The sequence below is a fragment of the Sphingomonas sp. MJ1 (PH-R8) genome (genome assembly GCF_048058635.1).
Lineage (GTDB): Bacteria > Pseudomonadota > Alphaproteobacteria > Sphingomonadales > Sphingomonadaceae > Sphingomonas.
Window position 1 is genome coordinate 167,182 of the sequence record NZ_JBBEFX010000002.1, and the last position, 24,011, is coordinate 191,192.

Genomic DNA, 24,011 nt, shown 5'->3' on the forward strand with positions numbered 1-24,011 from the left:
AAGTGAGGGAGGGGGAGGCGAAGGCGCCGCGCGGCGTCGGCAGCCCCGAGAAGCCTTTCGGTTCCGGCGACTAGAAGTGCAGGACCACGGTCACCGCATCGGCATAGCTTCCTACCGGGGGGGGCATCGGCATGGTCACGCGGCCGTAGACGGGGTTGGACTGCACGGCGCCTATTCCCGTCCCGGCGATCGTCCCGTCGATCGGGATGAGCTGCGATCGGGCACTGTCACGATAGAGTCGGTAGGGCACATGATCGCCGCCCGCGCTTCGCATGCGACGTTCGCTTCCATCGGGAAACTGCCCGCCATCGAAACTCAGCGCCCAGCTGGTCCCGGCTGGACATGTCACCTGGACGGAGCCGACCGCGTCCACTTCCGTCCAGAAGCCCGCGGGCGCGCCGAAATCCACGGCTTCAATAATGCCCAGGTTGCACGCCTCGACAAGGTTGGCCGTGATGTTGATGCTGAAATCCAGTCCGTTGAGGTCATTCAGCTGGGAGACGCAGGTCTGCGATCCTGCGGCCAGGAACCCCAGAACGGTGTTGAAGAAAAAGCCCTGGTACGTTCCGACGGGGGACGGCTGCCCGGCGGGTATTCGACCGTAGAACGTCAGCACACCGCTGGTAGTGCCCCCCGCTGCGATCGTGACGGATTGCGCGATCGGCAGCGTCTTGGACCAGACTATGGTAGCAGCAGGATCGACATACACGTTGAAATCGAGCGTGTTCGCACCGTTCAGGAGCTTGGGCTGGTCGGCTGTTCCCGGGTAGCTTGGATTGCCGATGCCGATGCAGATGGTGAAGGTCCTGGGCGTCGGGTCGAAACTCCGGCAGGTGTAGCGGACATCCCCGCTGGCGGTGAGCGAACTGCCGAAATCGAGCGTCACCGGCTGGGTGGTGAGCGAACAGACGGTATTCGCCTTCGCCGGCTGCGGCGCCAGCAAAGCAAGCAGGGCCACCAAGGCAGCCAGCAGCATCAGGATGGCAGGGGCATGGCGTCCGGAACGGCCAGGAAGCGAACGGATCATTGGCATACCAGTGGCCCGACTTGCGGCAAGTTCCCCGCGATCGGCAGGAAGTCGAAGCTTGCGCGGCATTCGCCCCCGTCCGCCCGCTGGATGAGGAGGCGATTGTGTTCGGCTAGCCCGGTGAGGAATACACGGCCATCGTGCCCAACCACGATCGGGTCGCCCACGCCCTCCACCGTCAGCACCGAACCCAGCGCCAGCGGCCGACCCGCGCCGTCGATCAGAATGACCACGGCCGATGCCTCGCGACGAACGGCGAAGTCGACGATGACCCCGGCCCGGTCGTCGGGGACGACCTCGATCTCGGTTCGGGCGGCGCTCAGGTCGAGCGGGAGGTTGGTCGGGTCTATCTCGATGCGGTTGACCGCCAGAGAGCGCAGCGAGGGCAACAGCGCACGGCCGCGTGCATCGGTATGTCCGACCTTCCGCGAATCGACCAGCAGCGGCGTGTTGGGACCGGCGCCGCGGACTACGGCGAAGCTTCGGTCGACCGTCGGCGCCAGGAACACGCCACCCATCGCGACGATCGATCCCTCGATAAAGCCGTTGACCCGCGTCCTGTTGCCGAAGTTGTCGATCCCCCCGCCGACGACGGCGTTATGTCCTCGATACCGGACATCGGCGGCGCGGTAGTCGGTCCCGACGCCGGAGACGACCTCTTGGCTGGAAAGATTGACGTTCCAGGAACCCTCCCCATAGCCGGTGTTGTAGGAGAGACGCGACGAAATCCGCGTCGCATCGTTCGAGTGCGCGACGTTCGCCGATGCCGTGCTGCGCCGGCCAAGGGCCACGCTCAGTCCCAGGGCAACGCCATATCTCCTGTCGTCGCCGAAGTCCTTGTACCCATTGACCCACAGCGACACGTTCGACCCGAACCCGCGTTGCGCGGAGAAGTTCGCGACGCGCAGATCCTGCTCCACGAGTTTGACCCGGGTGTAGGCCAGGTTCATCCCCGTGCCGGCGATCGAGAAACTCGCGCCCGCACGTTCGATCCTGCGTGCGAACGCCACGAGCAACGGATCGTCGTCCGGTGTCGGCAGCAGATCTGGTGGCAGGCTCGGGTCGGGATCGCCCAGCGGATCCGCCCGCTGTGCGGCATGGAGGGCGGTTGCCCCCACGAGCGTCTGGTAGTGGGCGTCCGAACGTTCGATCCCACCGAACAGGTCGATGCCCAGCAGGCGGGCCTGCGCTTCCAGCAACAAGCGCGTGCCGGTGTGCTTCCGGAAGCGGCTTGCCGAGGCGCCCGCAGAAATCGCCCCGAAGCCGCCCACTCGCACCGTGCCGCCCACGCCCGCGAGGACGTGGCCGCCCATACCCTCGAGATGGCTCCGCACGGTGAACGCGTCGGAAACGCCATATCGGACGCTTCCGGAGCCCGCGATGCGGGACGCGTAATCGAAGGACTTGGCGCCGTAGTTCAGCCGGGGAAGGCCAGCCTCGACTGAGAAATCCAGCTTTCCCTTCGGCAACAGGCGGGGAACGAAGAACAATTGCTTGCTGATGGTCGTTTCGCGTCCCATCGCATCCGTCAGCACGACCGTCGCGGTCGCGCCGCCGCCCATGCTGGGCAGCGAACGAAACTGGAAGGGGCCGCGGCCCACCGAGCCCGAATAGTAGCGCAGCCCGTTCAGATACAGGTCGATCGTGGAGGGGACCGCCGCCGATCCGCTCAGCATCGGGAGCGCGGTGGTGATCAGATCGGGCCGAGATTCGAAATCGCGTTGAATCTGGATGCCGGCAAGCCGATAGGCGGTCGTCATCTCGCCCACGCCGCCGATCGTATCGCCAAGCGTCAGCGCGATCGCTGTTCTCACATCGACCATGCGCCAGTAGGTGTCGAGGCGCGTGTGATCGATCTTGTCCCTGCCGTCTGCGGCGAGAGTGGCATATCCGGTCGTCGTCGCGACCCCCAGGCGGGTGAGGATGCGCAGGTCATATTGCGCCGATGCCTGGCTGTCGTCACCAAGATCGGCATAGACCCCATAGTTGAGCAGGGCGCCGGTGTTGCGGCTAAGCTTGTCCAGATCGATGTTCCGGGGGGCGATCCCCGCATCCAGCACCATCGGAATGACCGCGGCGTCGGTCGCATCGATCTCTACCGATTGCGCGCCTTCGACATAGCGGTAGGTGACGCCCGGCAGGTCATCCAGGCGAACGAGATCTGCCGGAGAGGGCGCAGCCGGAACTTTCAGCCCGAGGCTGCGCAGGCGTTCGGCCGTTGCCGCGAGGGTTCCGTCGGGAAGCTGGACGAACTCCCACAGCAAGCGAGACCGCACGCCGTTCACCCGAGCCTCAAGAATGAGTGCGATGCCCGCCTGAGGATTTGACTGGGCGCGTGCTGGTACGGGATTCCAGCTCACGCCAGCAGTCGCCACCATCAGCGCGGGCAAGAGGCACAGGTCAGTTGCTCGCGACCGCGATCGGTGTGCGGACTTCACGGTCGCCAACTTCGGCCACAAGTGTCAGGTTGGCGTTGGTCGGGGGAAGCGAGGCATTGGCGCCCGATGTCCACCGCCGCATCGTTCCGGGTAGAACATACCCGTTGAGACCGCTTCCAAACGACACGTTCCCCACGGTCAGCGCTTCGACGCGCGCGTGACCCGTGCCAGTGTTCGTCGCTTCCACGATCAAGCGGCCGCCCGACCGATACGCCTTCCAGGAAAGTTTGGGGGAGGCGTTCGCTGCGCCGAAGAAGACCGGCAGATCGTATCGGATGCGGATGTCGACCGTGCGCGCCGCGGGACCTTCCCGTCCCGGGGCGGGCAGTTCATCCACCCAAAGCCGATAGCTTTTCTCGCCGCTCGCCACCGCGCCCGCCGTGCGCGCGATCCTGATGGTATAGGAAGCGCCGCTGGGGATCGTCGTCGCCGGTGGGCTCACGACCACATCCGTCGTGGGCTTGAGCGTATCGGTCCCGTTCGTCTGCGACCATTCGAACACGCGCATCTGGACCCCGATCTTGTCGGCGCTGGTATTCTGGAGCGTGATCGCGGATGCCTGTGATGGCGCGCTTACCGCGACACGCAGCGGTTCCACCCGAAGGGATGCTTGCGGCGCGGCGGTGCTCGGGACGGTGAGAAGAGCCGCAAGGGCGACGGACAAACGCACGTACATCGCGATCTCCTTCAAAAGCTGACTGTTACGATGACGTTGTCGGTATAGCGGTCGGCAGGTGGCGCCGGAGTCAAAGGGGGCACCCGACCGTAGATGGGGAGCGGCTGGTAGGCGCCGTTGGCGGTTACGGAGATCACCGAAAGAACGTTGGTCCGCGCAGCGTCGCTGTAGATCTGGTAGGGGATCAACTGAGCGGTGTTCACCGCACCCCGCATCGCCCGGCCATCGACGTTGGCGGCGTTCTCCCCCGTGCCGAACGCGACGTCGTACGTCGTGCCCGCATTGCAGCGTATCTCGATGCCGCCGACCGTGCCGGTACCAATCTCCCGGTCGATTGCCGCGTCGATCCGGGATGTGGTTCCGAAATCCAGTTCCGCGTCACCCCCGCCGATCGTACTGCCGGGCCAGGAGATTTCACATGCTTCCTCGACGATCAGGCGAACATCGAGGGATCCGGTATCCTGGTTTACCTGGGCATAGGCCGGTGTGACCGACGCAAAGGCAAGAACATAGGCGATGGCTGACGATCGTCGCATGATGATCAAACTCCTTTGGCCGACGTATGAAGGGTTAAGTTTGCCAAAAGCGCGCCTAACCCGTTGAGCATGACGGAGGTCTTTCGCAAAGTCCGGCTCGATTGCTGTTGTTCTGAGGTTGGCGAGGATGAAAGCCCCTTCAGAATACTGAAGACGGGCGTCGCACCTGAATCGTGTCCGCGAATCGATTGATCAGCACTGGAATTGGCATAGTCGACCGAAGCGTCGGCGCCGGTGTCGATCTCTCTGGTGCTTACACTCTTTGGCAAAGCAACCAGAATATCGAGCCTGCTGCCGAACATGACCGTCTCCGCTGGGATCCCAGAACTACGGATAAGAAAATTGCCTCGTGCGCGGTTCGGAACCATCAGGATAAGCCCAAGCTGGTCCTGAGATTTCCCCTGACTGGAGGCTGCTGCTCCGTCTTCGAAGCGGTGGGCCGGCCGCGCCAAGGCTGCCTGCTCCGCAGCCATCACCGGCGCCGAAGACACGCGCGCGCAGTGGGGGACGGAAGGATCGGCCGCGGTTCAGACAAACGCGTGCCGGGACGGCAACTTACGTCCCCATGCGCGTTTTCCTGATCATGGACGCGCGCGACCCTTCTCCCGATTTCGGCTCCACGCAGGGGGACGAGCGCGAGCGCCTCGCGCAGATGTTCGAGCAGGCGCCCAGCCTGATGGCGCTGCTGCGGGAACCGAACCACCGCATCGTCCTCGTCAACCCGGCGTTCCGGCGGCTTTTCGGCGATGCGCCGATCGTCGGACGCATCGCGGCAGAGGTCCTTCCGCAAGCCTTTTCCGCAATGGGAGTGGACCGGCTGGACGAAGCCTTTCGAACCGGCGAGCCGATCCGGATCACGGATGCGCGGCTGCCGATCCAGTCCGATGTTCCCGGGGCGTCGGACGAGCGGATCCTGGACCTGCTGCTTCAGCCGGTCCGGGATCCCGGCGGCGACGTGATCGGCATCTTCGTGCAGGGATCCGACGTCACCGATCGGGTTCTTGCCGAGCGCCGACTGAAGAGCAGCTTCGAGATCAAGACCGTCGGTATCATCTATTGGGGGCCGGACTTCGGGCTCACCCGGGTGAACGATGCATTCCTGCGCATGACGGGCTTCACGCGCGAGGAAGCGCTGGGGCTCACATGGCAGCAGCTTACGCCACCGGAGTTCTGGCCCGCGTCCGAATGGGCCGTTCACCAGGTGAACACGGTCGGTGAGGCGATCCCGTACGAGAAGCAGTATTTTCGCAAGGACGGCACCCGCTGGTGGGGCTTGTTCGCGCCGCGCCGGGTCAGCGCGGAGGAGGTGGTCGAATTCGTCCTCGACGTGACCGAACGCCGGGAAGCGGAAGAAGCGGTCCGCGATCGCGAGCAGAGGCTGCGGCTGATCGTCGATTCGGCCACCGACTATGCCATCATGACGCTGAGCCCCGACCGGCGGATCACCAGCTGGTCGCCGGGAGCCGCAAAGACCTTTGGCTATGACGCCGCCGAGGTCCTCGGCGAACTGGTCGACATCCTCTTCACCCCCGAAGACCGCGAGGCAGGCATTCCTGCCCAGGAGGCGGAGACGGCAAGACGCGCCCGATCCGCTGCAAACGTTCGCTGGCACCTACGCAAGGACGGCAGCCGGGTGTTCATCAACGGCTCGTCGAACCTACTGCGGAGCGCCGCTGGCGAGGAGATCGGCTTCCTGAAGATCGGCCGGGACGAATCCGATCGTCGCATGGCCGAAGACGTGCTCCGGGAAACCGAACAGCGCTATCGGCTCGCCGCCCAGGCGACGAACGACGTCATCTGGGACTGGAACCTCCAGACCGATCACCTCCGCTGGTCCGAGGCGATGGGCACGATGTTCGCCTATGGGCCCGGCGACCTCGAAGAAACCGGGCGCTGGTGGAAGAGCAAGATCCACCCTGAGGATCGCGACCGGGTCGTCAGCAGCATCGAGCGCGCGATCGCCGGCCGGGACAAGGGCTGGGCGGCGCAATATCGGTTCGAACGCAAGGACGGCAGCCATGCCGAGGTACTCGACCGGGGCACGGTGCTTCGCGACGAGACAGGGCAGGCGCGCCGGATGGTCGGCGCCATGCACGACCTAACGCCGCACAAGCAGGCGGAAGCGGTCCTGCGCCAGCTCAACGAGACGCTGGAGCACCGGGTGCTGGAGGAAGTCGCCGCCCGCATGAAGATCGAGGATACGCTGCGCCAGAGCCAGAAGCTGGAGGCGATCGGCCAGCTCACCGGCGGGGTTGCGCACGACTTCAACAACCTCCTGACCGTGATCCGTGGCGCGGCCGAGATGCTGCGTCGTCCCACGCTCCCGGAGGAGAAGAAGGCGCGGTACATCCAGGCCATCGCCGATACCGCCGATCGCGCGGCGAAACTCACCAGCCAGCTGCTGGCATTCTCCCGGCGCCAGGCGCTCAAGCCGGAAGTGTTCAACGTCGGGCACCGCATCGAAGGCATCCGGGACATGCTCGCGACGGTGGTCGGGGCCGGGGTGACCCTCGCGGTCAACACGGATTGCGACGTCTGCTATGTCGAGGCGGATCCCAGCCAGTTCGAGACCGCGCTCGTCAACATGGCGGTGAATGCGCGCGATGCCATGAAAGACGTCGGCGAACTGAGGATCGAGATCGAGCCGACGAGCAGCATTCCTCCGGTACGGGGCCACCGTGCCAGCACCGGTGACTTCGTCGCCGTGCGGGTGTCCGACAGCGGCAGCGGCATCGACGCCGAGAAGCTGGCCCAGATCTTCGAACCGTTCTTCACGACCAAGGAGGTCGGCAAGGGCACCGGGCTGGGGCTCAGCCAGGTCTATGGTTTCGCCAAACAATCGGGAGGCGAAGTGGCGGTGGAGAGCGTGGTCGGGGAGGGAAGCACCTTCACCATGTTCCTCCCGCGCGTTCCCGCGGAGGTGGGTGAGGCAACGGTGGCCCAGTTGCGCGAAGAGGCGCAGGGGAGGGGGCACATCCTGGTCGTTGAGGACAATGAGCAGGTCGGGGCGTTCTCGACCGATCTCCTGGCCGAACTCGGTTTCACGACGACCTGGGCGCCCAATGCCGACGCCGCCCTGCGGCACTTGGCCGAAAACCCGCGGCACTATGCCGCGGTGTTCTCGGACGTGGTGATGCCGGGGATGAACGGCGTCGAACTCGGGCTGGAGATCCGACGCCGCGAGCCGGGCCTCCCCGTGATCCTGACCAGCGGGTACAGCCATGTGCTGGCACAGGAGGGGAGCCACGGCTTCGAGCTGTTGCACAAGCCCTATTCGATCGAGGACCTGACGCGGGTGTTGCGCCGCGCCATCTTGGATCGATCCACGGCGCGGACGCGGTAAGCCGGCGCTTCGCGCGCGCCGTGCTTCAAAACCGCATCGTGACCGATCCGAGCACCGAGCGGGGAGCTCCCGGGTAGATCCAGAGCGCGCTGTAGCTGCTCTGCGCGTAGGTCTCGTCGAACAGATTGTCGACTTCGATGCGCGCGGTGATCCGGTCGGTGAGCGGGTAGGCCGCGCTCGCCTTCGCCTTGAGATAGCCGTCGAGCCGCAGGTCGCCGCCGTCGAGCGCGGCCGCGCGCGGGCCGACATAGGTGCCGCCGGCGCTCAGATCGAGGTCACGCCCCGCCACCGGCAGTGTCGCGAACAGCTGCAGCGTGCCCGAATGGCGTGGCACGTTGAGCACGTCGGCGCTGGCGAAGGCGGGGTCGCGCGCCTCCGCATCGGTGAAGGCATAGTTGCCGATCAGCCGTACGCCGGGCGCGAGGTCGATCTCGCCGTCCAGTTCGACACCGCGTGAGCGGATGCGCCCGACGGGAGCAAGGAAGTTCAGGTCTACCGGATCGGTGGCCAGGATGTTGCGCTTCGACACGCTGAACCAGCTCAGCCCCGCGCGGAAGGCGGGCAGCACCAGCTTGGCGCCCACTTCATATCCTTTGCCCGTTTCGGGTGCAAAGGCGTTGCCATCGCGTCCCACGCTGGAATTGGGGCGGAAGCCTTCACCCCAATTGGCGTGAAAGGCGAAGCGGGGATCGGGGCGGTAGCGGATGCCGGCGCGGAATTCGACGGGATCCCGCTTCAACCGGCTGAGCTGGCCGGTGCGCAGATTGTCGATGCGCTGATCGAGATGCTCGTAGCGGATGCCGCCGACGACGCTCAGCGTGTCCGTCGCCTCCCACATGTCCTGTGCGTAGAGCGCCACCGCCCGGCGCCGCTCGTTGGTGACGGTGAAGGGAACCAGCGGGCCGGCGGTGCCGCCGTAGACCGGATCGAACACGTTGATCGGGTAAGGATCGGCAGCGGTGGGGCGGAACCGTTCCTGATAGGTGTCGAAGTCGAGGTCGTAGAAGGTTGCGCCGACACTCGGCCGGTGGGTGCCGAACGCCTCGACGGTGCCGCGAATCTCCACGCGCGCCGACCAGTCGGTGAGGTTCCAGTCGCGCAGGCGGCGCTGGCGGCGCACCGTCCCGTCCGGGAGCAGCGTCGAGGCCTCGCTCGAATAGCCATAGATGCTCGCGTCGCGATAAGCGCCGCCGCCGACCAGAGACCAGCCGCCCCCCAGTGCCTGCTCCAGCGTCAGTTCATGCCGCCAGTTGGTGGACGCGACGCGCCCATCGCCGGGTTCGCCCACGAAGCGATCGCGCGGCACCGCCTCGGCGTCGTCGCCGATCGCCGGGATGCCGCGATCGAACGGCGCGCGGAACTCGATATACTCGCCCTGGTAGGTGAGGGTCGTGCCCTCGGTCGGACGCCAGCTCACGGACGGTGCGAACAGCCGGCGCCGCAGGTCGACATAGTCGCGGAAGCCGTCGCTGTTCTCGATCGCGCCGACTAGGCGGATCGCGAGGCTCGGGTCGAGCAGCGATTCGACGTCGCCCTCCAGCCGATAGGTGTCGAACGATCCGGCGCTGGCGGTGAAGCTGCCGCCGGTGCGGAACTGCGGTTTCTTGGTCACGACGTTGACCACGCCCGCCGGGTCGACCGAGCCGAACACCGCGCCGACCGGCCCCTTCAGCACCTCGATGCGCTCGACGTTGGCGGGATCGCGGGGCGGGCCGAAGCCGCGGTTGGCGAGGAAGCCGTCGACGAAATATTCCGCGCCGGTGTCGGGCGTGCCGAGGAAGCCGCGGATCGCGTAATTGTCGCGCAGGCCGCCTAGGTTGTTCTGCTGCGAGATGCCGCTGACGAGTTCGAGAGCGTCGGCCAGCCGGCGCACGCCATAGTCGTCCAGGATCGCGCGATCGAGTGCGATGCTCGCCTGCGACATGCGCTCCGTCACCACATCGGAGCCGTTGACCCGATCGACGCGGCGGCGGCCGAGCACGACGATGTCGTCGACGCTGCTGTGTTCGTGCTCGCGCGCTTCCGCCGGCTCCTCGGCGGGCAGTTTCTGCGCGGCGGCCGGCGCCAGCGTGGCGGACAACGCCATCGCCGATGCCGAGCCGCAGAAGGCGCCCAACCGCTTCACCGTCCGAAAGATGCGCATGCTATCCCCAATGTTGCTGATGCCGCCCGCCGCAGCGGGTTGCGTAATGTTACACCGTCTCATAGAGGCGGGATGCTGCAACGCAAGATCGAAAAGGCGAGGCCGAGAGTTGACCGACACGACCCCTGCATCCGACATGGCGATCACGCTTCGTGGCGTGCGCCACAGCTATGGCGACCGGCTGGTGCTGCGTGACCTGGACCTCATGGTCGCGCGCGGCGAGATCTACGCGCTGCTGGGCGGCAATGGTGCGGGCAAGTCGACCACGCTCAATGCCCTCTTGGGCTTCCTTGCGCCCTCGGCTGGAACGGTGCGGATCTGTGGCGTCGATCCGGTGGCGCAGCCGGCCGAGGCACGCGCGTTGCTCGCCTATGTGCCCGAGAGCGTCGCGCTCTACGAGCATCTGACCGCGCGCGAGAACGTCGACTATTTCCTTGCCCTGGCCGATGCGGAACGGGGTCGCGAGGCGGTGATCGACCCGGCGCTCGATGCCGTCGGGTTGCCGCGCCACGCCTGGGACAAGCGCGTCGGCGGTTTTTCGAAAGGCATGCGGCAGAAGGTCGCCATCGCGCTGGCGCTCGCCCGCCATGTGCCGGTGCTGCTGCTCGACGAGCCGACTTCGGGTCTCGATCCGCAGGCGACGCTGGAGTTCAACCGGCTGCTCGCCACCGCGCGGGCGCGGGACGTCGCGATCCTGATGGTGACGCACGATCTGCTGAGCGCGGTCGACATCGCCGACCGCATCGGTTTCCTGAGCAATGGCCGGATCGAGGAGGAGCGGGTCGCCGCCGCCGGTGAGACCCGCTTCGATTTGAACGCGCTGCACGCCCGCTACGCGCACCCGCAGGTGCCGGCATGAGCGCGACGCTGCGGATCGCGCGCGAGGAGTGGCGCGCGCTGCTGCGCAACCGTGCCGGCGTGATCGCGACCGTGCTGCTCGTGGCCCTCGTGCTGGTGGCGAGCGTCGTCAGCCTGGAGCGTCGCGCGCGGATGGAGGCCGATCGCACGCGCTACCAGGCGAGCGCCGATGCGGAGTTCGACCGCCAGCCCGATCGCCACCCGCATCGCATGGTGCATTACGGCCAGTTCGTGTTCCGGCCGATCGCTCCGCTCGCCTTCTTCGACGCCGGCGTCGACAGCTACACGGGCAATACCCTCTTCCTGGAGGGGCATCGCCAGAACAGCGCCAATTTTGCGGAGGCGCGCCAGTCGTCGTTGCTGCTGCGCTTCGGGCAGCTCACCCCGGCGTTCGTGCTCCAGACGCTGGCACCGCTGCTGCTGATCTTTCTCGCCTTCACCAGCGTCGCGCGTGAGCGCGAGCGCGGCACGCTGCGGCTGCTGTTGGCGCAGGGGATCGGCGGGCGCACCTTGCTGGCGGGCAAGCTGCTCGGCCATGCCGCGGTGGCGCTGGCGGTAGGCGCGCCGGCGTTTGCGGTGCTGATCGGCTTTGCGCTCACCGGCTCGGCAGGCTGGGGCACGACCCTGCTGCTGGTGCTGGGCTATGCCGGCTGGCTGCTGCTGTGGGCGCTGCTGGCGGTGGTGGTTTCCGCGCTGGTGTCGCGTTCGCGCGATGCGCTGGCGGTGCTGATTGGCCTTTGGATGGTGGGTGTGATCCTGTTGCCGCGGGCCTTGCCCGAGGTGGCGGCGGGCCGCGCCACGCTGCCGACGCGGATCGAGACCGAGGTGGCGTTGCACCGCGACCTCGCCGAGATCGGCGACAGCCACGACCCCGACGATCCCTATTTCGCCGAGTTCAAGGCGCGCACGCTCGCACGCTACGGCGTGTCCCGGGTCGAGGACCTGCCGGTGCAATATGCCGGGCTGGTGGGAATGGAGGGCGAGCGGCTGAGCACCGCCCTTTACGCGCGTGCTGCCGCGGACACTGCCGCGCGGGAGGCGACGCAGAACCGCTTCGTCCACGCCTTTGCCGCCGTCAGCCCGCTGATCGCAATCCGGCAGCTGTCGATGGCGCTGACGGCGAGCGACCTCGCCGCGCATCTCGATTTTCTCGAGCAGGCGGAGGGCTTTCGCTATCGCTTCGTCCAGACGCTCAACCGGATGCAGGCGGAGCTGATCCCGCACATCGGCGGCGAAGACCCGCGCGTCTCGGCCGAGAACTGGAAGCGCGTGCCGCGTTTCGCCTATCAGCCCTATGAACCGCTCACCGCCGAGCGTGGCACCATCGGCTGGAGCTTGGCGGTGCTGTTCGGCTGGCTGGCAGGGCTGGGGCTGCTCGCCGCCTTCACCGCGCGTCGCATCGGGGGGATCGCACGATGAGCCGCCTGCACGCGGAACTCCGCCTGATCCTGCGCTCGCGACTGGGCGTGGTCTCGCTGGCACTGCTGGCGCTGCTCGCGTCGCTCGCCGTCTGGTCCGGCATCGCGCAGGTCGCGCGGCAGGAAGCGACGATCGCCCGTGTCGCCGCCGAGCAGCAACGCGATTTCGCCGCGGTCGCCGCCACCCACGGCAAGCCCGACGGGGACGCGGGCTATGCCGCCTATTACAGCTTCCTCCTCACCCACGACGCGCCGCCGCCGCTCGCCTTTGCCGCGATCGGCCAGCGCGACATCCAGCCGTTCGTGCTGCGGGTCCGCGCGCTCGGACTGCAGCAGCAGCTTTACGATGCCGAAGCCGTGAACGCCGAACTGGCGCTGCCGGGCGTGTTCGACTGGGCGTTCGTGCTGGTCTATCTCGCGCCGCTGATCGTGATCGCACTGACCCACGACCTCGTCACCGGCGAGCGCGAAGGCGGGCGGTTGCGACTGCTGCTGTCGATGCCCGGCCGCGGGCTGTGGCGGCGGCGCGTGGGGCTGCGCTACGCACTGGTGCTCGCCGCGGTTGCGCTGCCGTTCGTCGTCGGCGCACTCACCGCGGCACCGGTCGGGCCTGCGGCGGCGATGCTGTTCGTCGCGGCGCTCTACCTCGCCTTCTGGTTCGGCGTCGCGCTGCTGGTCGGCAGCCTGGTGCGCGCCTCCGCCACGGCGGCGGCATCGCTGATCGGCTGCTGGATCCTGCTGACCCTGGTGCTCCCCACGCTCGCCAATGCGGTGATCGCGCGGACGATCCCGACCGCCAAGGGCATCGACCTGACGCTGGCGCAACGCGAGATCGTCCATCACGGCTGGGACGCGCCCAAGGCAGAGACGTTCGAGCGGTTCTTCGTCCACCATCCCGAATGGCGCGGCCGCGAGGGGTTCGAAGGCCGCTTCCACTGGAAATGGTACTTCGCCATGCACCAGGTCGGCGACGAGGCGGTCGCGGGTGAAGTCGCGGCCTACCGCGCCAGCCTCATCGCGCGCGAGCGTTGGAGCGAGCGCGCCGGCTACTTCCTGCCGGGGGTGGCTGCCCAGGGGGCGCTGCATCGGATCGCCGACACCGACCAATTCGGCCAGTTCGCCTATCAGGACAGCATCGCCGCCTTTCACCGGGAGCTGCGGCAGTTCTTCTATCCCTACCTGTTCGCCGACCGGCCGTTCACCCGCGCCGATTTTGACTGGATGCCGGCCTATGTGCCGCGTGCCCCCTCGGGCTCGATCCCGATCGCACCGCTGCTGGCGCTGGTCGCTGCGGCCGGGTTGCTGCTCGGCATCGGGGGCCGCCGGATCGCACAGATCAGCGGCGCCAGCCGCGCCTGAAAGGACCTTTCGTGACGCTTCGTATCGCCGCCGGCCTGCTGGTCACCCTTGCCGCACCTTCCGCCTTGGCCCAGGAGCGCGCACCCCTGCCGCCGGTGCTCGCCTGGTCGGGCGCGAGCGAGCAATGGATCGCCAAGCCGGGGGACCCCTGGATCACCCCGGCCGAACGTTCCGGCTTCGCCGAAACGCCGAGCTATGCGGAGACCCGTGCCTGGCTGGACCGGCTGGTCGCCGCCTCGCCGCTGCTGACGCTGGAAAGCTTCGGCACCACCCCGGAGGGGCGCGACCTCTACTACGTCCGCGCCAGCAAGGGGGGAGGAAACAAGCCGGTGGTGCTGATTCAGGCCGGCATCCACTCGGGCGAGATCGACGGCAAGGACGCCGGGCTGATGCTGCTGCGCGACATCGGCCTGCGCGGCAAGGCGGATCTGCTCGACGCGGTCGATCTGGTGTTCGTGCCGATCTACAACGCCGACGGGCACGAGCAGACCAGTCCCTATAATCGCCCCAACCAGCGCGGGCCGAACAATCCCGGGCTCCGATCGACCGCGCAGAACATCAACCTCAACCGCGACTATGCCAAGGCCGACGCGCCGGAAACGCAGGCGATGCTGCGGTTGTTGAACCGGCTCGACCCGATCCTGTACATCGACATGCACGTGTCGGACGGCTTCGATCACGGCTATGACGTGACCTACACCTTCGCGGGCTGGGGACGGCACGTCCAGTCGCAGGCGATCACCCGCTGGCTGAACGGATCCTTCACGCAAGGCGTCGATGCGTTCGTGAAGCGCATGGGGCACAAGCCGCATTTCTATCCCAGTGCGATCGACGAGCGGGACCTGAGCAAGGGCCTGCGCGTCGCCGCCGAGGGACCGCGCTACTCGACCGGCTACGGCGACTTCGCCCGCATCCCGACGGTGCTGGTCGAGATGCACTGCCTCAAGCCCTATCGCCAGCGCGTGCTCGGCGCCTATGCGCTGATGGAAGGGGCGCTGCGTCATGCGGGCCGCGACGCCGCTGCGCTACGCGCCGCGATCGATGCCGACCGCGCCGCCCGCCCGAAGACGCTCGCGGTGCGCTGGGAGCGCGACGAGACTCCCCAGGCATGGGTGAAGTTCACCGGCATGGCACTGGAACGCTATCGCTCGCCCGCCTCGGGCGAGGAGGAGGTGCGCTATGTCGCACGCACCCAGCCGCTCACGCTTCCGGTCATCGGCCAGAAGCCGGTGGCGAGCGTCACCCTCCCGCAGGCGTGGTGGGTGCCGGCAAGCGCCACCGCGGTGATCGCCCGGCTCGACCTCCACGGCATCCGCTACGAGCGGATCGATGCACCGCGCACGCTCGACCTCGACATGGTGCGGCTGGCCGAGCCGAAGCTTGGGCCGGCGAGCGAGCAGCGGGTGATGGTCGCCGGCAGTTTCACGCACGAGCGGCGGCGCGAAACGCTGGCTGCCGGATCGGTCCGCGTGCCCTATGACCAGCCCAAGGGGCTGCTCGCGGCCGCGCTGCTGGAGGCGGAGGCGCCGGACTCGTTCCTCGCCTGGGGGTTCTTCCCCGGCATGCTCCAGAAGTCGGGCGGCATGGAGCGCTATGCCAGCGCGCCGATGGCGGAGGCGATGCTGGCGCGCGACCCCGCATTGCGCAGTGCGTTCGACGCCCGGCTGGCGGCCGACCCGGCCTTCGCCGCGGACGGCGCCGCCCGGCTGGCCTGGTTCATCGAGCGGTCGCCCTACCGCGACGACCGCTACCTCCTCTATCCGATCGGACGAGAGCTCCGCCCACTGCCCTAACCACAAGACAGGGGGGCGGGCGAGCACGGCGAGCCTGGACTCGCCGTGCATCGCGTCAGAAGCCCGTCAGGCTTCCTGGATCGCCGAGAGGCGCCACTGGCCTTCGATCCCGCGCTTGAAGGTCCACAGCTCGACCGCCTGGCTCGGCCGCTCCGGATCCCCCTCCACGACGGCGCCGCTGCTCCGGTCGAGCATCACGTCGATGCTCTCGTACCGCATGGCGATGGTGGCGTAGTCGGCGTCCTCCTCGCGCCAGGCCTCCGACACCTCCGCGTCGATCAGCGCGGTCCCGGAGACGCTGTTGCGCCGGCCGGCGGTGGCGTTCTGGCTGAGTTCCTCGGCGAAATAGGACATCACCTCCGGCGTGGTCCGCGCACGCAGGCCCGCGAAATCCTCCTTGGAGAAGGCGTCCTGCACCTCGATCAGCAGCCGCTCGAAGTCGCGCCGGTCCGCGTCGACGATGTCGATGTCCTGACTGCGCGGCGCCACGGCGGCGCTGCGGAAGCCTTGGGAGAACGGCTGCTGCGGCGCCGGCTGCGGCTGGAAGCCGGCAAACGGGGACGCCATCGCGCCGCCATGCGCCCCGGCAAGCGCGGGCTTGCGACGGAACATGCGGAACAGGAACCAGACGAGGCCGCCGATCAGGGCAACCTGGAGCAGCGCCATGAGCATCCCTGCGCCGGCAAGCGAACCCAGGCCGCCGCCGAGCAGCGCACCGATCAGTCCGCCCGCGATGAGGCCGCCAAGCAGGCCCCGTCCCATGCCGCCGCGCCTGGCAGGAGCGGCCCTGCCGGCCTGCGCCGCCGGGCTTGAAGCAGCCGGCTTCTCCGTCATCGAACGCTGCACCGGAGCCGTGGACTTGGGAGCCACCGTAGTGGTGGCCGGTGCATCATAGGTGCGCGCGCCGCGGCTGCCGAAGCTTCCTCTCCGGCGCGCGTCCGCATCATCGGGAACGACGAGCATCGCTGCCACGGCGAGACCGGCCGCGATGGCGCCCAGGTTGCCGATCTTGAAGGACTTCATTGCTTTTCCTCGCGTTGGGATTGGGTCGATTGTGCGATGGGACTGCTGGCTCAAGCCGCGCCATTCGTGGCTGGCGACGCGCCGCTGCGCCGGCCGCCCAGCGAAGCGGCACGCGGCGTACGGGGCAGGTCGTTCCGGTCAGCGGCAGTCATCGCGAACTCCATGTTCGGGACTGGCCGGAGAATTGTGGAATCAGCCAGGCCCCTCATGTTCTGCGGTCCGACATCACACCACGTCGTGGGGTGTCAGAGGGGCCCGGCCCGCTCCCGCAAGCTAGGCGAGGGCGGCCGGGGCTTCAAGTGCGTCCAGCTCCAAACGGCGCCTGCGGCGACCGGAAACGGATGGCGAGCGGTCTAGGAACGGCTAGGGTGATCGACAAACAAGCAGAGAGGACTGCCATGAGCGGATCATCGAACCCCGAAACCGAAGCCGAAATCACCGGGGCCACGACCCGCCGCCGGCCACGGCCGGAGATATTGGAGGTGGGCGGCCGCCGCCTTTCCCCTTCCACGCTGATGATGGGTCACGCCTATGATCCGGCGCTGTCCGAAGGCTCGCTGAAGCCGCCGATCTTCCTGACCTCGACCTTCGTGTTCGAGAATGCCGCGGCCGGCAAGCGCCACTTCGAAGGGGTGACCGGCAAGCGGCCGGGCGGGGTCGACGGCCTCGTCTACTCGCGCTTCAATGGGCCGAACCAGGAGATCCTCGAGGATCGGCTGGGCATCTGGGAAGATGCGGAGGACGCGCTGGTCTTTTCCTCCGGCATGTCGGCGATCGCGACGCTGATGCTGGCGCTGGTGAAGCCCGGCGACGTGATCGTGCATTCCGCCCCGCTTTATGCCGCGACCGAAACCCTGATCGGCCGCATCCTCGGCCGCTTCGGCGTGACCTTCCTCGATTTCCCGGCGGGCGCCACCGAGGAAGAGATCGCCACCGTGATCGAGCGGGCAAAGGCGCAGGGCAACGTCTCGCTGATCTATCTCGAGAGTCCCGCCAACCCCACCAACGCACTGGTCGACATCGAGGCGGTGGCGCGCGTGCGCGACCGCCTGCTCGGCGACGCCGTGCCGCCGATCGCGATCGACAACACCTTCCTCGGCCCGCTCTGGCAGCAACCGCTGCGGCATGGCGCAGACCTGGTGGTCTACAGCCTGACCAAATATGCGGGCGGCCATTCCGACCTGGTCGCGGGCGGGATCTCGGGCGCGAAGAAGTGGATCGATCCGGTTCGCATGATGCGCAACACCATCGGCACGATCTGCGATCCGAACACCGCCTGGATGCTGCTGCGCAGCCTGGAGACGCTGGAGTTGCGGATGAGCCGGGCCGGCGAGAATGCGGCCAAGGTCTGCGCGTTTCTGCGCGATCATCCCAAGGTGGAAAGCGTCGGCTATCTGGGCTTCCTGAAGGAAGGGAGCCGTCAGGCGGACATCTACCAGCGGCATTGCAGCGGCGCCGGATCGACCTTCTCGCTGTACCTGAAGGGCGGGGAGCGCGAGAGCTTCGCCTTCCTCGACAACCTCAAGATCGCGAAGCTCGCGGTGAGCCTGGGCGGTACGGAGACGCTCGCTTCCTGTCCGGCGGCGATGACGCATCTGTCGGTTCCGGACCAGCGCAAGCAGGACCTGGGCATCACGGACAACCTCGTGCGCATCTCCATCGGCGTCGAGAATGCCGAGGACCTCATCGCCGACTTCGACCAGGCACTGAACGCGGTGTGACGGCCATGCGTCCCGCCCCATGCACGTGGGGCGGGATGAGTGGACCAACGCGCTTCCTCCAGCGCCGCCGGCCCGGCGTCGTTGGAGGGCCCGGCGGCCAGCCCGCGTGCTACTTCCGACGCAGCGAACGCGGGTTCAGGCGCTGCGCCCGAGCGCCGCATCTTCCCGCGGCTCGGTACGCGGAAGCAGGGAGAGCTGTGAAAGAAGAAACGGCAGATCGCCGGTGATCAGCGTATCGTGCGGAAGCGCGAAGGCGTCCTGCAGCAGAGTGCCCAGCACCGGCGCCCCTTTCCTGGCGGCGGGAGCCTTGCGCGCGTGGGACGGTTCGATCTCGTGCATCATTCTCTCCTGAGCGGACGCTAGCCCGAACGCGGGCGGCCGCAACGCCTTATGTCGCGCGCCGCTTCCGGTCGGCGCTCGTACGCCTCGCTTGGGCTTTCCGTCACCGTCAGCGCCGGTATCCCGGCGTTTCGGGCAGGGTCTGCAACGCCCGGGGGTGGCACCAACGCCCTTCAGGTACGTTCAGTGGCTTCCCGTTCCGTTGCGTTCCACTACACGCCAGAGAGGGCGCCCGGTTGATGACGAAGGGTGGAGCGGTGCTGCGGCGCCGTCGGAGAAGAAGGTGGGCGATCAAGGGCTGATGACTGGCACGAACGAAGAACTGCAGAGCCGTCTGGAAGCGCTGGAAGCCGAAGCCACGCACCTGCGAGCACAGCTTGGCCGCGCGCGTAGGATCCTCGACAGCAGCGCCGACTTCGCCGTGGTCGCGGGGCGGGAGAAAGCGGACGTCGCCGCAGCACTGGAGGCCAGCGAACTCCAGTTCCGCACCTTCGCCCAGGCCATGCCCAACCAGATCTGGGCGGCGCGGCCGGACGGCGCGATCTATTGGTTCAACGACCAGGTCTATGCCTATTCGGGCTGGTCCGCGGACGAACTCCTCGGCGCGGATGGCTGGCAGCGCTTCGTCCACCCGGAGGATGTTCCCCCGACCGTCGAAGCCTGGCGCCAGGCGCGCGAGCGCGGTGATGTGTACGAGCACGAATATCGCCTGCGAAATCGCGAGGGGGAGTACCGCTGGTTCCTGACCCGCGGCGAGCCGGTCCGCGACGAAGAGGGCAACGTCACCGGCTGGGTCGGCACCAACACCGACATCGAGGATCAGAAGCAGAGCGAGGCCACCAGCGTCGCAGATCGCGATCGGCTGTGGTCGATGTCGCAGGAGCTGATGCTGGTCTGCACCTTCGAAGGGGTGATCACCGCGGTGAACCCCTCGGCCAAGCGCCTGCTGGGGTGGGATGAGGCCGAGATGGTCGGCGCGCGTCTCGCAGACTTCCTCCACCCCGACGATCTCGTCGCGACCGCCGCAGAGGTCGAGAAGCTCGGCGACGGCGTCACCACGCTGGCGTTCGAGAACCGCTATCGCACCCAGTCGGGCGACTATCGCCTGCTTGCCTGGACTGCGGTTCCGGAAGCCGGACGCATCCATGCGGTCGCGCGCGACATCACCAACGAGCGCCAGCTGGCCCTGGAGCGCGAGCGCATCTGGAAGCTGTCGCCCGTGTTGAAGGTGGTGACCAACTCCGAAGGCTGGATCACCGACGTCAATCCGTCGTGGACGACGCTGCTGGGGTGGAGCCGCGAGGAATCGGTGGGCCAGCGCAGCACGGAGTTCGTGCTGGAGGAAGAGGCCAGCTGGCAGGCGCGGGTGGAGACGCTGGCATCCGGCAAGCCGCTGCGGAACTACCGCATGTCCCTGCGGACGAAGCATGGCGAAAGCCGGCTGGTGGAATGGACCACCGTCCCTGAGAACGGCATGTTCTATGGCTTCGGCCGCGACATCACCGCAGAGGCGGCAGCGGCCGTCGCGCTGGAGGAAGCCGAGGCGGCGCTGCGCCAGTCGCAGAAGATGGAGGCAGTCGGCCAGCTGACCGGCGGCATCGCGCACGACTTCAACAATCTGCTGACCGGCATCACCGGCAGCCTGGAGATCCTGGAGGTCCGGATCGCGCAGGGGCGGTTCGGCGAGGTGGAACGCTATGTGGCGGCCGCGCGCGGCGCCGCCAAGCGTGCCGCCTCCCTGACCCACCGGCTGCTCGCCTTCTCCCGGCGCCAGACGCTCGATCCGAAGCCCACGGCCGTGAACCGGCTGATCGACGGCATGGAGGAGCTGATCCGTCGCACCGTGGGACCGGAGATCGAGGTGGAGGTGGTCGGGGCCGCCGGCCTTTGGGCGACGCTGGTCGATCCGAACCAGCTCGAGAACGCGCTGCTCAACCTCTGCATCAACGCGCGCGACGCGATGCCGGAGGGCGGGCGCCTGACGATCGAGACGTGCAACCGTTGGATCGATCGCCGTGCGGCACGGGAACGGGACCTGGAGCCGGGGCAATATGTCTCGCTTTGCGTGTCCGATACGGGCGTCGGCATGTCCCGGGAGGTGATCGACAAGGCATTCGATCCCTTCTTTACGACAAAGCCGATCGGAGCGGGCACGGGGCTCGGCTTGTCGATGGTGTACGGCTTTGCGCGGCAGTCCGGCGGCCTCGCTCGCATCTATTCCGAAGTCGGGGAAGGCTCGATGGTCTGCCTTTACCTGCCGCGGCACCATGGCGAGGCGGAACCCGAGCCGGAGCTCGGCACGCTTGCCGATGCGGAGCAGGCCGGTCAGGGCGAGACGGTGCTGGTGGTGGACGACGAGCCCACCGTCCGGATGCTGGTGATCGAGGTGCTCGACGAGCTCGGCTATTCAGCACTGGAGGCAGGCGACGGGGCAGCCGGGCTCAAGATCCTCCAGTCGGATGCGCGCATCGACCTGTTGGTGACCGACATCGGCCTGCCGGGCGGTATGAACGGGCGCCAGATGGTGGATGCCGCGCGCCGGAGCCGGGCGGATCTCGAGGTGCTCTTCATCACCGGCTATGCCGAGAACGCGCTGATCGGGAACGGCCAGCTGGAACCGGGCATGCACGTCATGACCAAGCCCTTCGCCATGGAATCGCTTGCCTCCCGCATCCGGGAACTCATCGCCAGAAGCGTGGAGCGACGCTCGCAAGCCTAGGCGATGCGGGTGGGGCTATCATGGGCAGTAGCGGCGCTGGCCCGTCGTGCTCGGCGTTGGTGAGGCTTGGCCTTGCCGGATGTGCGGATCGGGCTGCGTCAGCGCGCGTGCAGCGCCGCCAATGCGATGCCGGCGAGGTTCTGGCTTCGCTTGACGTACCGGATACGGGTCCGGCCCCCCGGCCTCGGCATCTGCTGGAAGCGCTCGAAGTGGCCCAGGCAGGAAGGCGGGCATCGCACCAGGCCGTTCGCCTGCGCGATCACCGCTGCCGCGTCCCCCAGCAGAACAGCGTCCGTCACACCGAGCGCATGGGCGCGGTGCATCGCCTCGATCAGCGCGAGCCACTCGGCATCCATGCTGGTGCCGGGGCCGAGCCCGCGCTGGACATGGCTCTGTCCACCCACGACGACCGCCAGCTCCATGCCGATCGGCAGAGGCCGGCAGCCGCCGTCGAAGAACAGCTTCACGCGTCGCGCCACGCGCCGGGCGAAAGATCGCCGAGCGTCCAATCGCCGATCCGCCAGCGGACCAGCCGCAGGGTCGGGTGGCCGACCGCCGCCGTCATCCGGCGTACCTGCCGGTTACGGCCCTCACGGATGGTGAGCTTCAGCCAGCAGTCGGGAATGCTTGCGCGAACGCGGATCGGCGGGTCCCGCGGCCAAAGCGTCGGATCCTCGATCCGCTCCACCTCCGCGGGACGCGTCGGGCCGTCGTTCAACAGCACTCCGGTACGCAGTCGATCGAGCGTCCCCTCTGCGGGAGTCCCTTCGACCTGGACGAGATAGGTCTTCGGCAGCTTGAAGCGCGGATCGGCGATGCGCGCCTGCAGCCGCCCGTCGTCCGTCAGGAGCAAGAGCCCCTCGCTGTCCCGGTCGAGCCGCCCGGCCGGGTAGACGCCGGGGATCTTCACGAAATCCGAGAGCGTTGCACGGGCCGTCGGGCTGCCGCGGTCGGTAAACTGGCTCAGCACTCCATAGGGCTTGTTGAAGAGGACCAGCGTCATTGCGCGCCGAGGCTTTGCGCCACGGCTTCGGCGACCTTGATGCCGTCCACGGCCGCGGACAGGATTCCACCGGCATAGCCCGCGCCCTCGCCGGCCGGGAACAGGCCCGCGGTGTTGAGGCTCTGGAAATCGTCGCCGCGCGTGAAGCGCACGGGCGAGGAGGTGCGCGTCTCGACGCCGGTCATCACCACGTCGGGATGGTCATAGCCCTGGATCTGGCGCCCGAACACCGGCAGCGCCTCCCGCATCGCCGCGATCACGAAGTCGGGGAGGCATTCGGCGAGATCCGTCGGGTGCACGCCGGGGCGGTACGACGGAACGACCGAGCCGAGCGAGGTGGAGGGGCGGCCCGCCAGAAAGTCCCCCAGCCGCTGGGCGGGGGCCTTGTAGTTGGAGCCGCCGGCGACGAAAGCGCGCTCTTCCCAATGGCGCTGGAGGGCGATGCCCGCGAGCGGGTCACCCGGATAGTCGCGGGCAGGGTCGATTGCGACGACGAAGCCGGAGTTGGCGTTGCGCTCGTTGCGCGAATACTGGCTCATGCCGTTGGTCGCGACCCGCCCTTCCTCCGACGTCGCGGCGACCACCGTGCCGCCGGGACACATGCAGAAGCTGTAGACCGTTCGCCCGTTCGAGCAGTGGTGCGAGATATGATACTCGGCCGCACCCAGGATGCGGTTGCCGGCGTCCTGCCCGAAGCGGGCACGATCGATCCAGGATTGCGGGTGCTCGATGCGCACCCCGATCGAGAACGGCTTGGCTTCCGCATAGACCCCAGCCTCGTGAAGCATCGCAAAGGTATCGCGGGCACTGTGCCCGATGGCCAGCACCACCCGCTCGGCCGGCAGATATTCGCCGCCGTTCAGGTGAAGTCCGCGCAGGCGCCGTTCGCCCGAGCCGTCGGTCGCGATGTCCAATCCGTCGACCCGGGTGGAGAAGCGGTACTCACCGCCCAGCGCCTCGATCGTCTCGCGCATGCTCTCCACCATCGTCACAAGGCGGAAGGTGCCGATGTGCGGATGCGCCTCCGTCAGGATCTCCGGGGGGGCGCCCGCCTTCACGAACTCGGTCAGGACCTTGCGGTTGAGGTGGCGCGGGTCCTTGATGCGGCTGTAGAGTTTGCCGTCTGAGAAGGTACCGGCTCCGCCCTCGCCATATTGCACGTTGGATTCCGGGTTGAGCACGCTGCGGCGCCACAGCCCCCAGGTGTCCTTGGTGCGTTCGCGCACCACCTTGCCGCGCTCCAGCACGATCGGGCGGAAGCCCATTTGCGCGAGGATCAGGGCGGCGAAGAGTCCGCACGGCCCGGCGCCGATGACGACGGGACGCGGGGCGTCGGCGGGTGCCGTGCCGACCGGGCGATAGCGCGTGTCGGGCGTCGGCTGCACATGCGGGTCGCGCCGGAACCGGGCGAGGACGGCGGATTCGTTCTTCAGTGAAACGTCGACCGAGTAGACGAGCTGGATGTCGGTCCGGTCGCGCGCATCATGGCCGCGCCGCGCGACCGAAAAGCGGACGAGCTCGCGCGGGGTGATGCGCAGCCGCTTGGTGATCGCTGCCGACAGCGCCTCGTCGGCATGGTGGAGCGGCAGTTTCAACTCGGTGATGCGGATCATGG

Annotated in this window: 18 protein-coding genes; 7 read left to right on the top strand and 11 right to left on the bottom strand. The window is 67.6% G+C overall.

The genetic code is table 11. From position 1 onward, the window contains the following. Positions 1-70: 70 nt before the first annotated feature. From VPH46_RS02485 to VPH46_RS02505, 5 genes are all read right to left on the bottom strand, one after another. Entirely contained in the window at positions 71-976 is a 906-nt protein-coding gene (locus tag VPH46_RS02485; protein WP_416608599.1) for a spore coat U domain-containing protein, read from the bottom strand. A gap of 47 nt (positions 977-1,023) precedes the next feature. Next, positions 1,024-3,303: a fimbria/pilus outer membrane usher protein gene (locus VPH46_RS02490; RefSeq protein ID WP_416608603.1), complete on the bottom strand. Its 2,280-nt coding sequence runs from the start codon at positions 3,301-3,303 to the stop codon at positions 1,024-1,026. A 124-nt stretch (positions 3,304-3,427) separates the two neighbouring features. Next, complete coding sequence (locus tag VPH46_RS02495) at positions 3,428-4,141, bottom strand: molecular chaperone (RefSeq protein ID WP_416608605.1); 714 nt, start codon at positions 4,139-4,141, stop codon at positions 3,428-3,430. Positions 4,142-4,152: 11 nt separating this feature from the next. Then, the gene (locus VPH46_RS02500) at positions 4,153-4,677 is read right to left on the bottom strand and encodes a spore coat U domain-containing protein (RefSeq protein WP_416608817.1); all 525 of its coding nucleotides are present in this window, start codon (positions 4,675-4,677) and stop codon (positions 4,153-4,155) included. 5 nt (positions 4,678-4,682) lie between these two features. Continuing rightward, complete coding sequence (locus VPH46_RS02505; protein WP_416608607.1) at positions 4,683-5,150, bottom strand: hypothetical protein; 468 nt, start codon at positions 5,148-5,150, stop codon at positions 4,683-4,685. Positions 5,151-5,242: 92 nt separating this feature from the next. On the opposite strand from VPH46_RS02505, the gene VPH46_RS02510 reads away from it, so the two are divergent. Further along, positions 5,243-8,020, top strand: a complete 2,778-nt coding sequence (locus VPH46_RS02510; protein WP_416608609.1) for a PAS domain S-box protein — start codon at positions 5,243-5,245, stop codon at positions 8,018-8,020. A 25-nt stretch (positions 8,021-8,045) separates the two neighbouring features. Here VPH46_RS02510 and VPH46_RS02515 read toward each other — a convergent pair whose 3' ends face one another. After that, positions 8,046-10,163, bottom strand: a complete 2,118-nt coding sequence (locus VPH46_RS02515) for a TonB-dependent siderophore receptor (RefSeq protein ID WP_416608611.1) — start codon at positions 10,161-10,163, stop codon at positions 8,046-8,048. A gap of 136 nt (positions 10,164-10,299) precedes the next feature. Between VPH46_RS02515 and VPH46_RS02520 the strand changes: the two genes are divergently transcribed. From VPH46_RS02520 to VPH46_RS02535, 4 genes are read left to right on the top strand one after another with little or no spacing between them, the layout of a single operon-like run. After that, positions 10,300-11,022 carry an ABC transporter ATP-binding protein gene (locus VPH46_RS02520; protein ID WP_416608819.1) on the top strand — a complete coding sequence of 241 codons (723 nt, stop codon included), beginning with the start codon at positions 10,300-10,302 and terminating at the stop codon, positions 11,020-11,022. Beyond that, positions 11,019-12,440, top strand: a complete 1,422-nt coding sequence (locus VPH46_RS02525; RefSeq protein WP_416608612.1) for an ABC transporter permease — start codon at positions 11,019-11,021, stop codon at positions 12,438-12,440. Before VPH46_RS02520 ends, VPH46_RS02525 begins: the two co-directional genes overlap by 4 nt. Then, positions 12,437-13,798, top strand: coding sequence for an ABC transporter permease (locus VPH46_RS02530; RefSeq protein WP_416608614.1), 1,362 nt, complete (start codon positions 12,437-12,439; stop codon positions 13,796-13,798). The genes VPH46_RS02525 and VPH46_RS02530 overlap by 4 nt, the downstream gene beginning before the upstream one ends. Positions 13,799-13,809: 11 nt before the next feature. Then, positions 13,810-15,591, top strand: coding sequence for a M14 family metallopeptidase (locus VPH46_RS02535; RefSeq protein WP_416608616.1), 1,782 nt, complete (start codon positions 13,810-13,812; stop codon positions 15,589-15,591). A 66-nt stretch (positions 15,592-15,657) separates the two neighbouring features. Here VPH46_RS02535 and VPH46_RS02540 read toward each other — a convergent pair whose 3' ends face one another. Beyond that, positions 15,658-16,614, bottom strand: a complete 957-nt coding sequence (locus VPH46_RS02540) for a TIM44-like domain-containing protein (protein ID WP_416608618.1) — start codon at positions 16,612-16,614, stop codon at positions 15,658-15,660. Positions 16,615-17,012: 398 nt separating this feature from the next. Here VPH46_RS02540 and VPH46_RS02545 point away from each other — a divergent pair, with 398 nt between their 5' ends. After that, positions 17,013-18,335, top strand: a complete 1,323-nt coding sequence (locus VPH46_RS02545) for a cystathionine gamma-synthase family protein (RefSeq protein WP_416608620.1) — start codon at positions 17,013-17,015, stop codon at positions 18,333-18,335. Between the two features lie 135 nt (positions 18,336-18,470). Here VPH46_RS02545 and VPH46_RS02550 read toward each other — a convergent pair whose 3' ends face one another. After that, positions 18,471-18,674: a hypothetical protein gene (locus tag VPH46_RS02550; RefSeq protein ID WP_416608622.1), complete on the bottom strand. Its 204-nt coding sequence runs from the start codon at positions 18,672-18,674 to the stop codon at positions 18,471-18,473. 301 nt (positions 18,675-18,975) lie between these two features. Between VPH46_RS02550 and VPH46_RS02555 the strand changes: the two genes are divergently transcribed. Then, positions 18,976-21,393, top strand: a complete 2,418-nt coding sequence (locus VPH46_RS02555; protein WP_416608624.1) for a PAS domain S-box protein — start codon at positions 18,976-18,978, stop codon at positions 21,391-21,393. A gap of 98 nt (positions 21,394-21,491) precedes the next feature. Here the strand turns inward: VPH46_RS02555 and VPH46_RS02560 are convergent, their stop codons facing one another. Genes VPH46_RS02560 through VPH46_RS02570 form a run of 3 tightly spaced genes read right to left on the bottom strand, consistent with a single transcriptional unit; the run spans position 21,492 to position 24,009 of the window. Further along, on the bottom strand, positions 21,492-21,872 hold the full coding sequence (locus VPH46_RS02560; protein ID WP_416608626.1) for a reverse transcriptase-like protein: 381 nt from the start codon (positions 21,870-21,872) through the stop codon (positions 21,492-21,494). Next, on the bottom strand, positions 21,857-22,396 hold the full coding sequence (locus VPH46_RS02565; RefSeq protein ID WP_416608628.1) for a pseudouridine synthase: 540 nt from the start codon (positions 22,394-22,396) through the stop codon (positions 21,857-21,859). Before VPH46_RS02565 ends, VPH46_RS02560 begins: the two co-directional genes overlap by 16 nt. Next, on the bottom strand, positions 22,393-24,009 hold the full coding sequence (locus VPH46_RS02570) for an NAD(P)/FAD-dependent oxidoreductase (protein ID WP_416608630.1): 1,617 nt from the start codon (positions 24,007-24,009) through the stop codon (positions 22,393-22,395). Before VPH46_RS02570 ends, VPH46_RS02565 begins: the two co-directional genes overlap by 4 nt. Between the last annotated feature and the right edge of the window lie 2 nt (positions 24,010-24,011).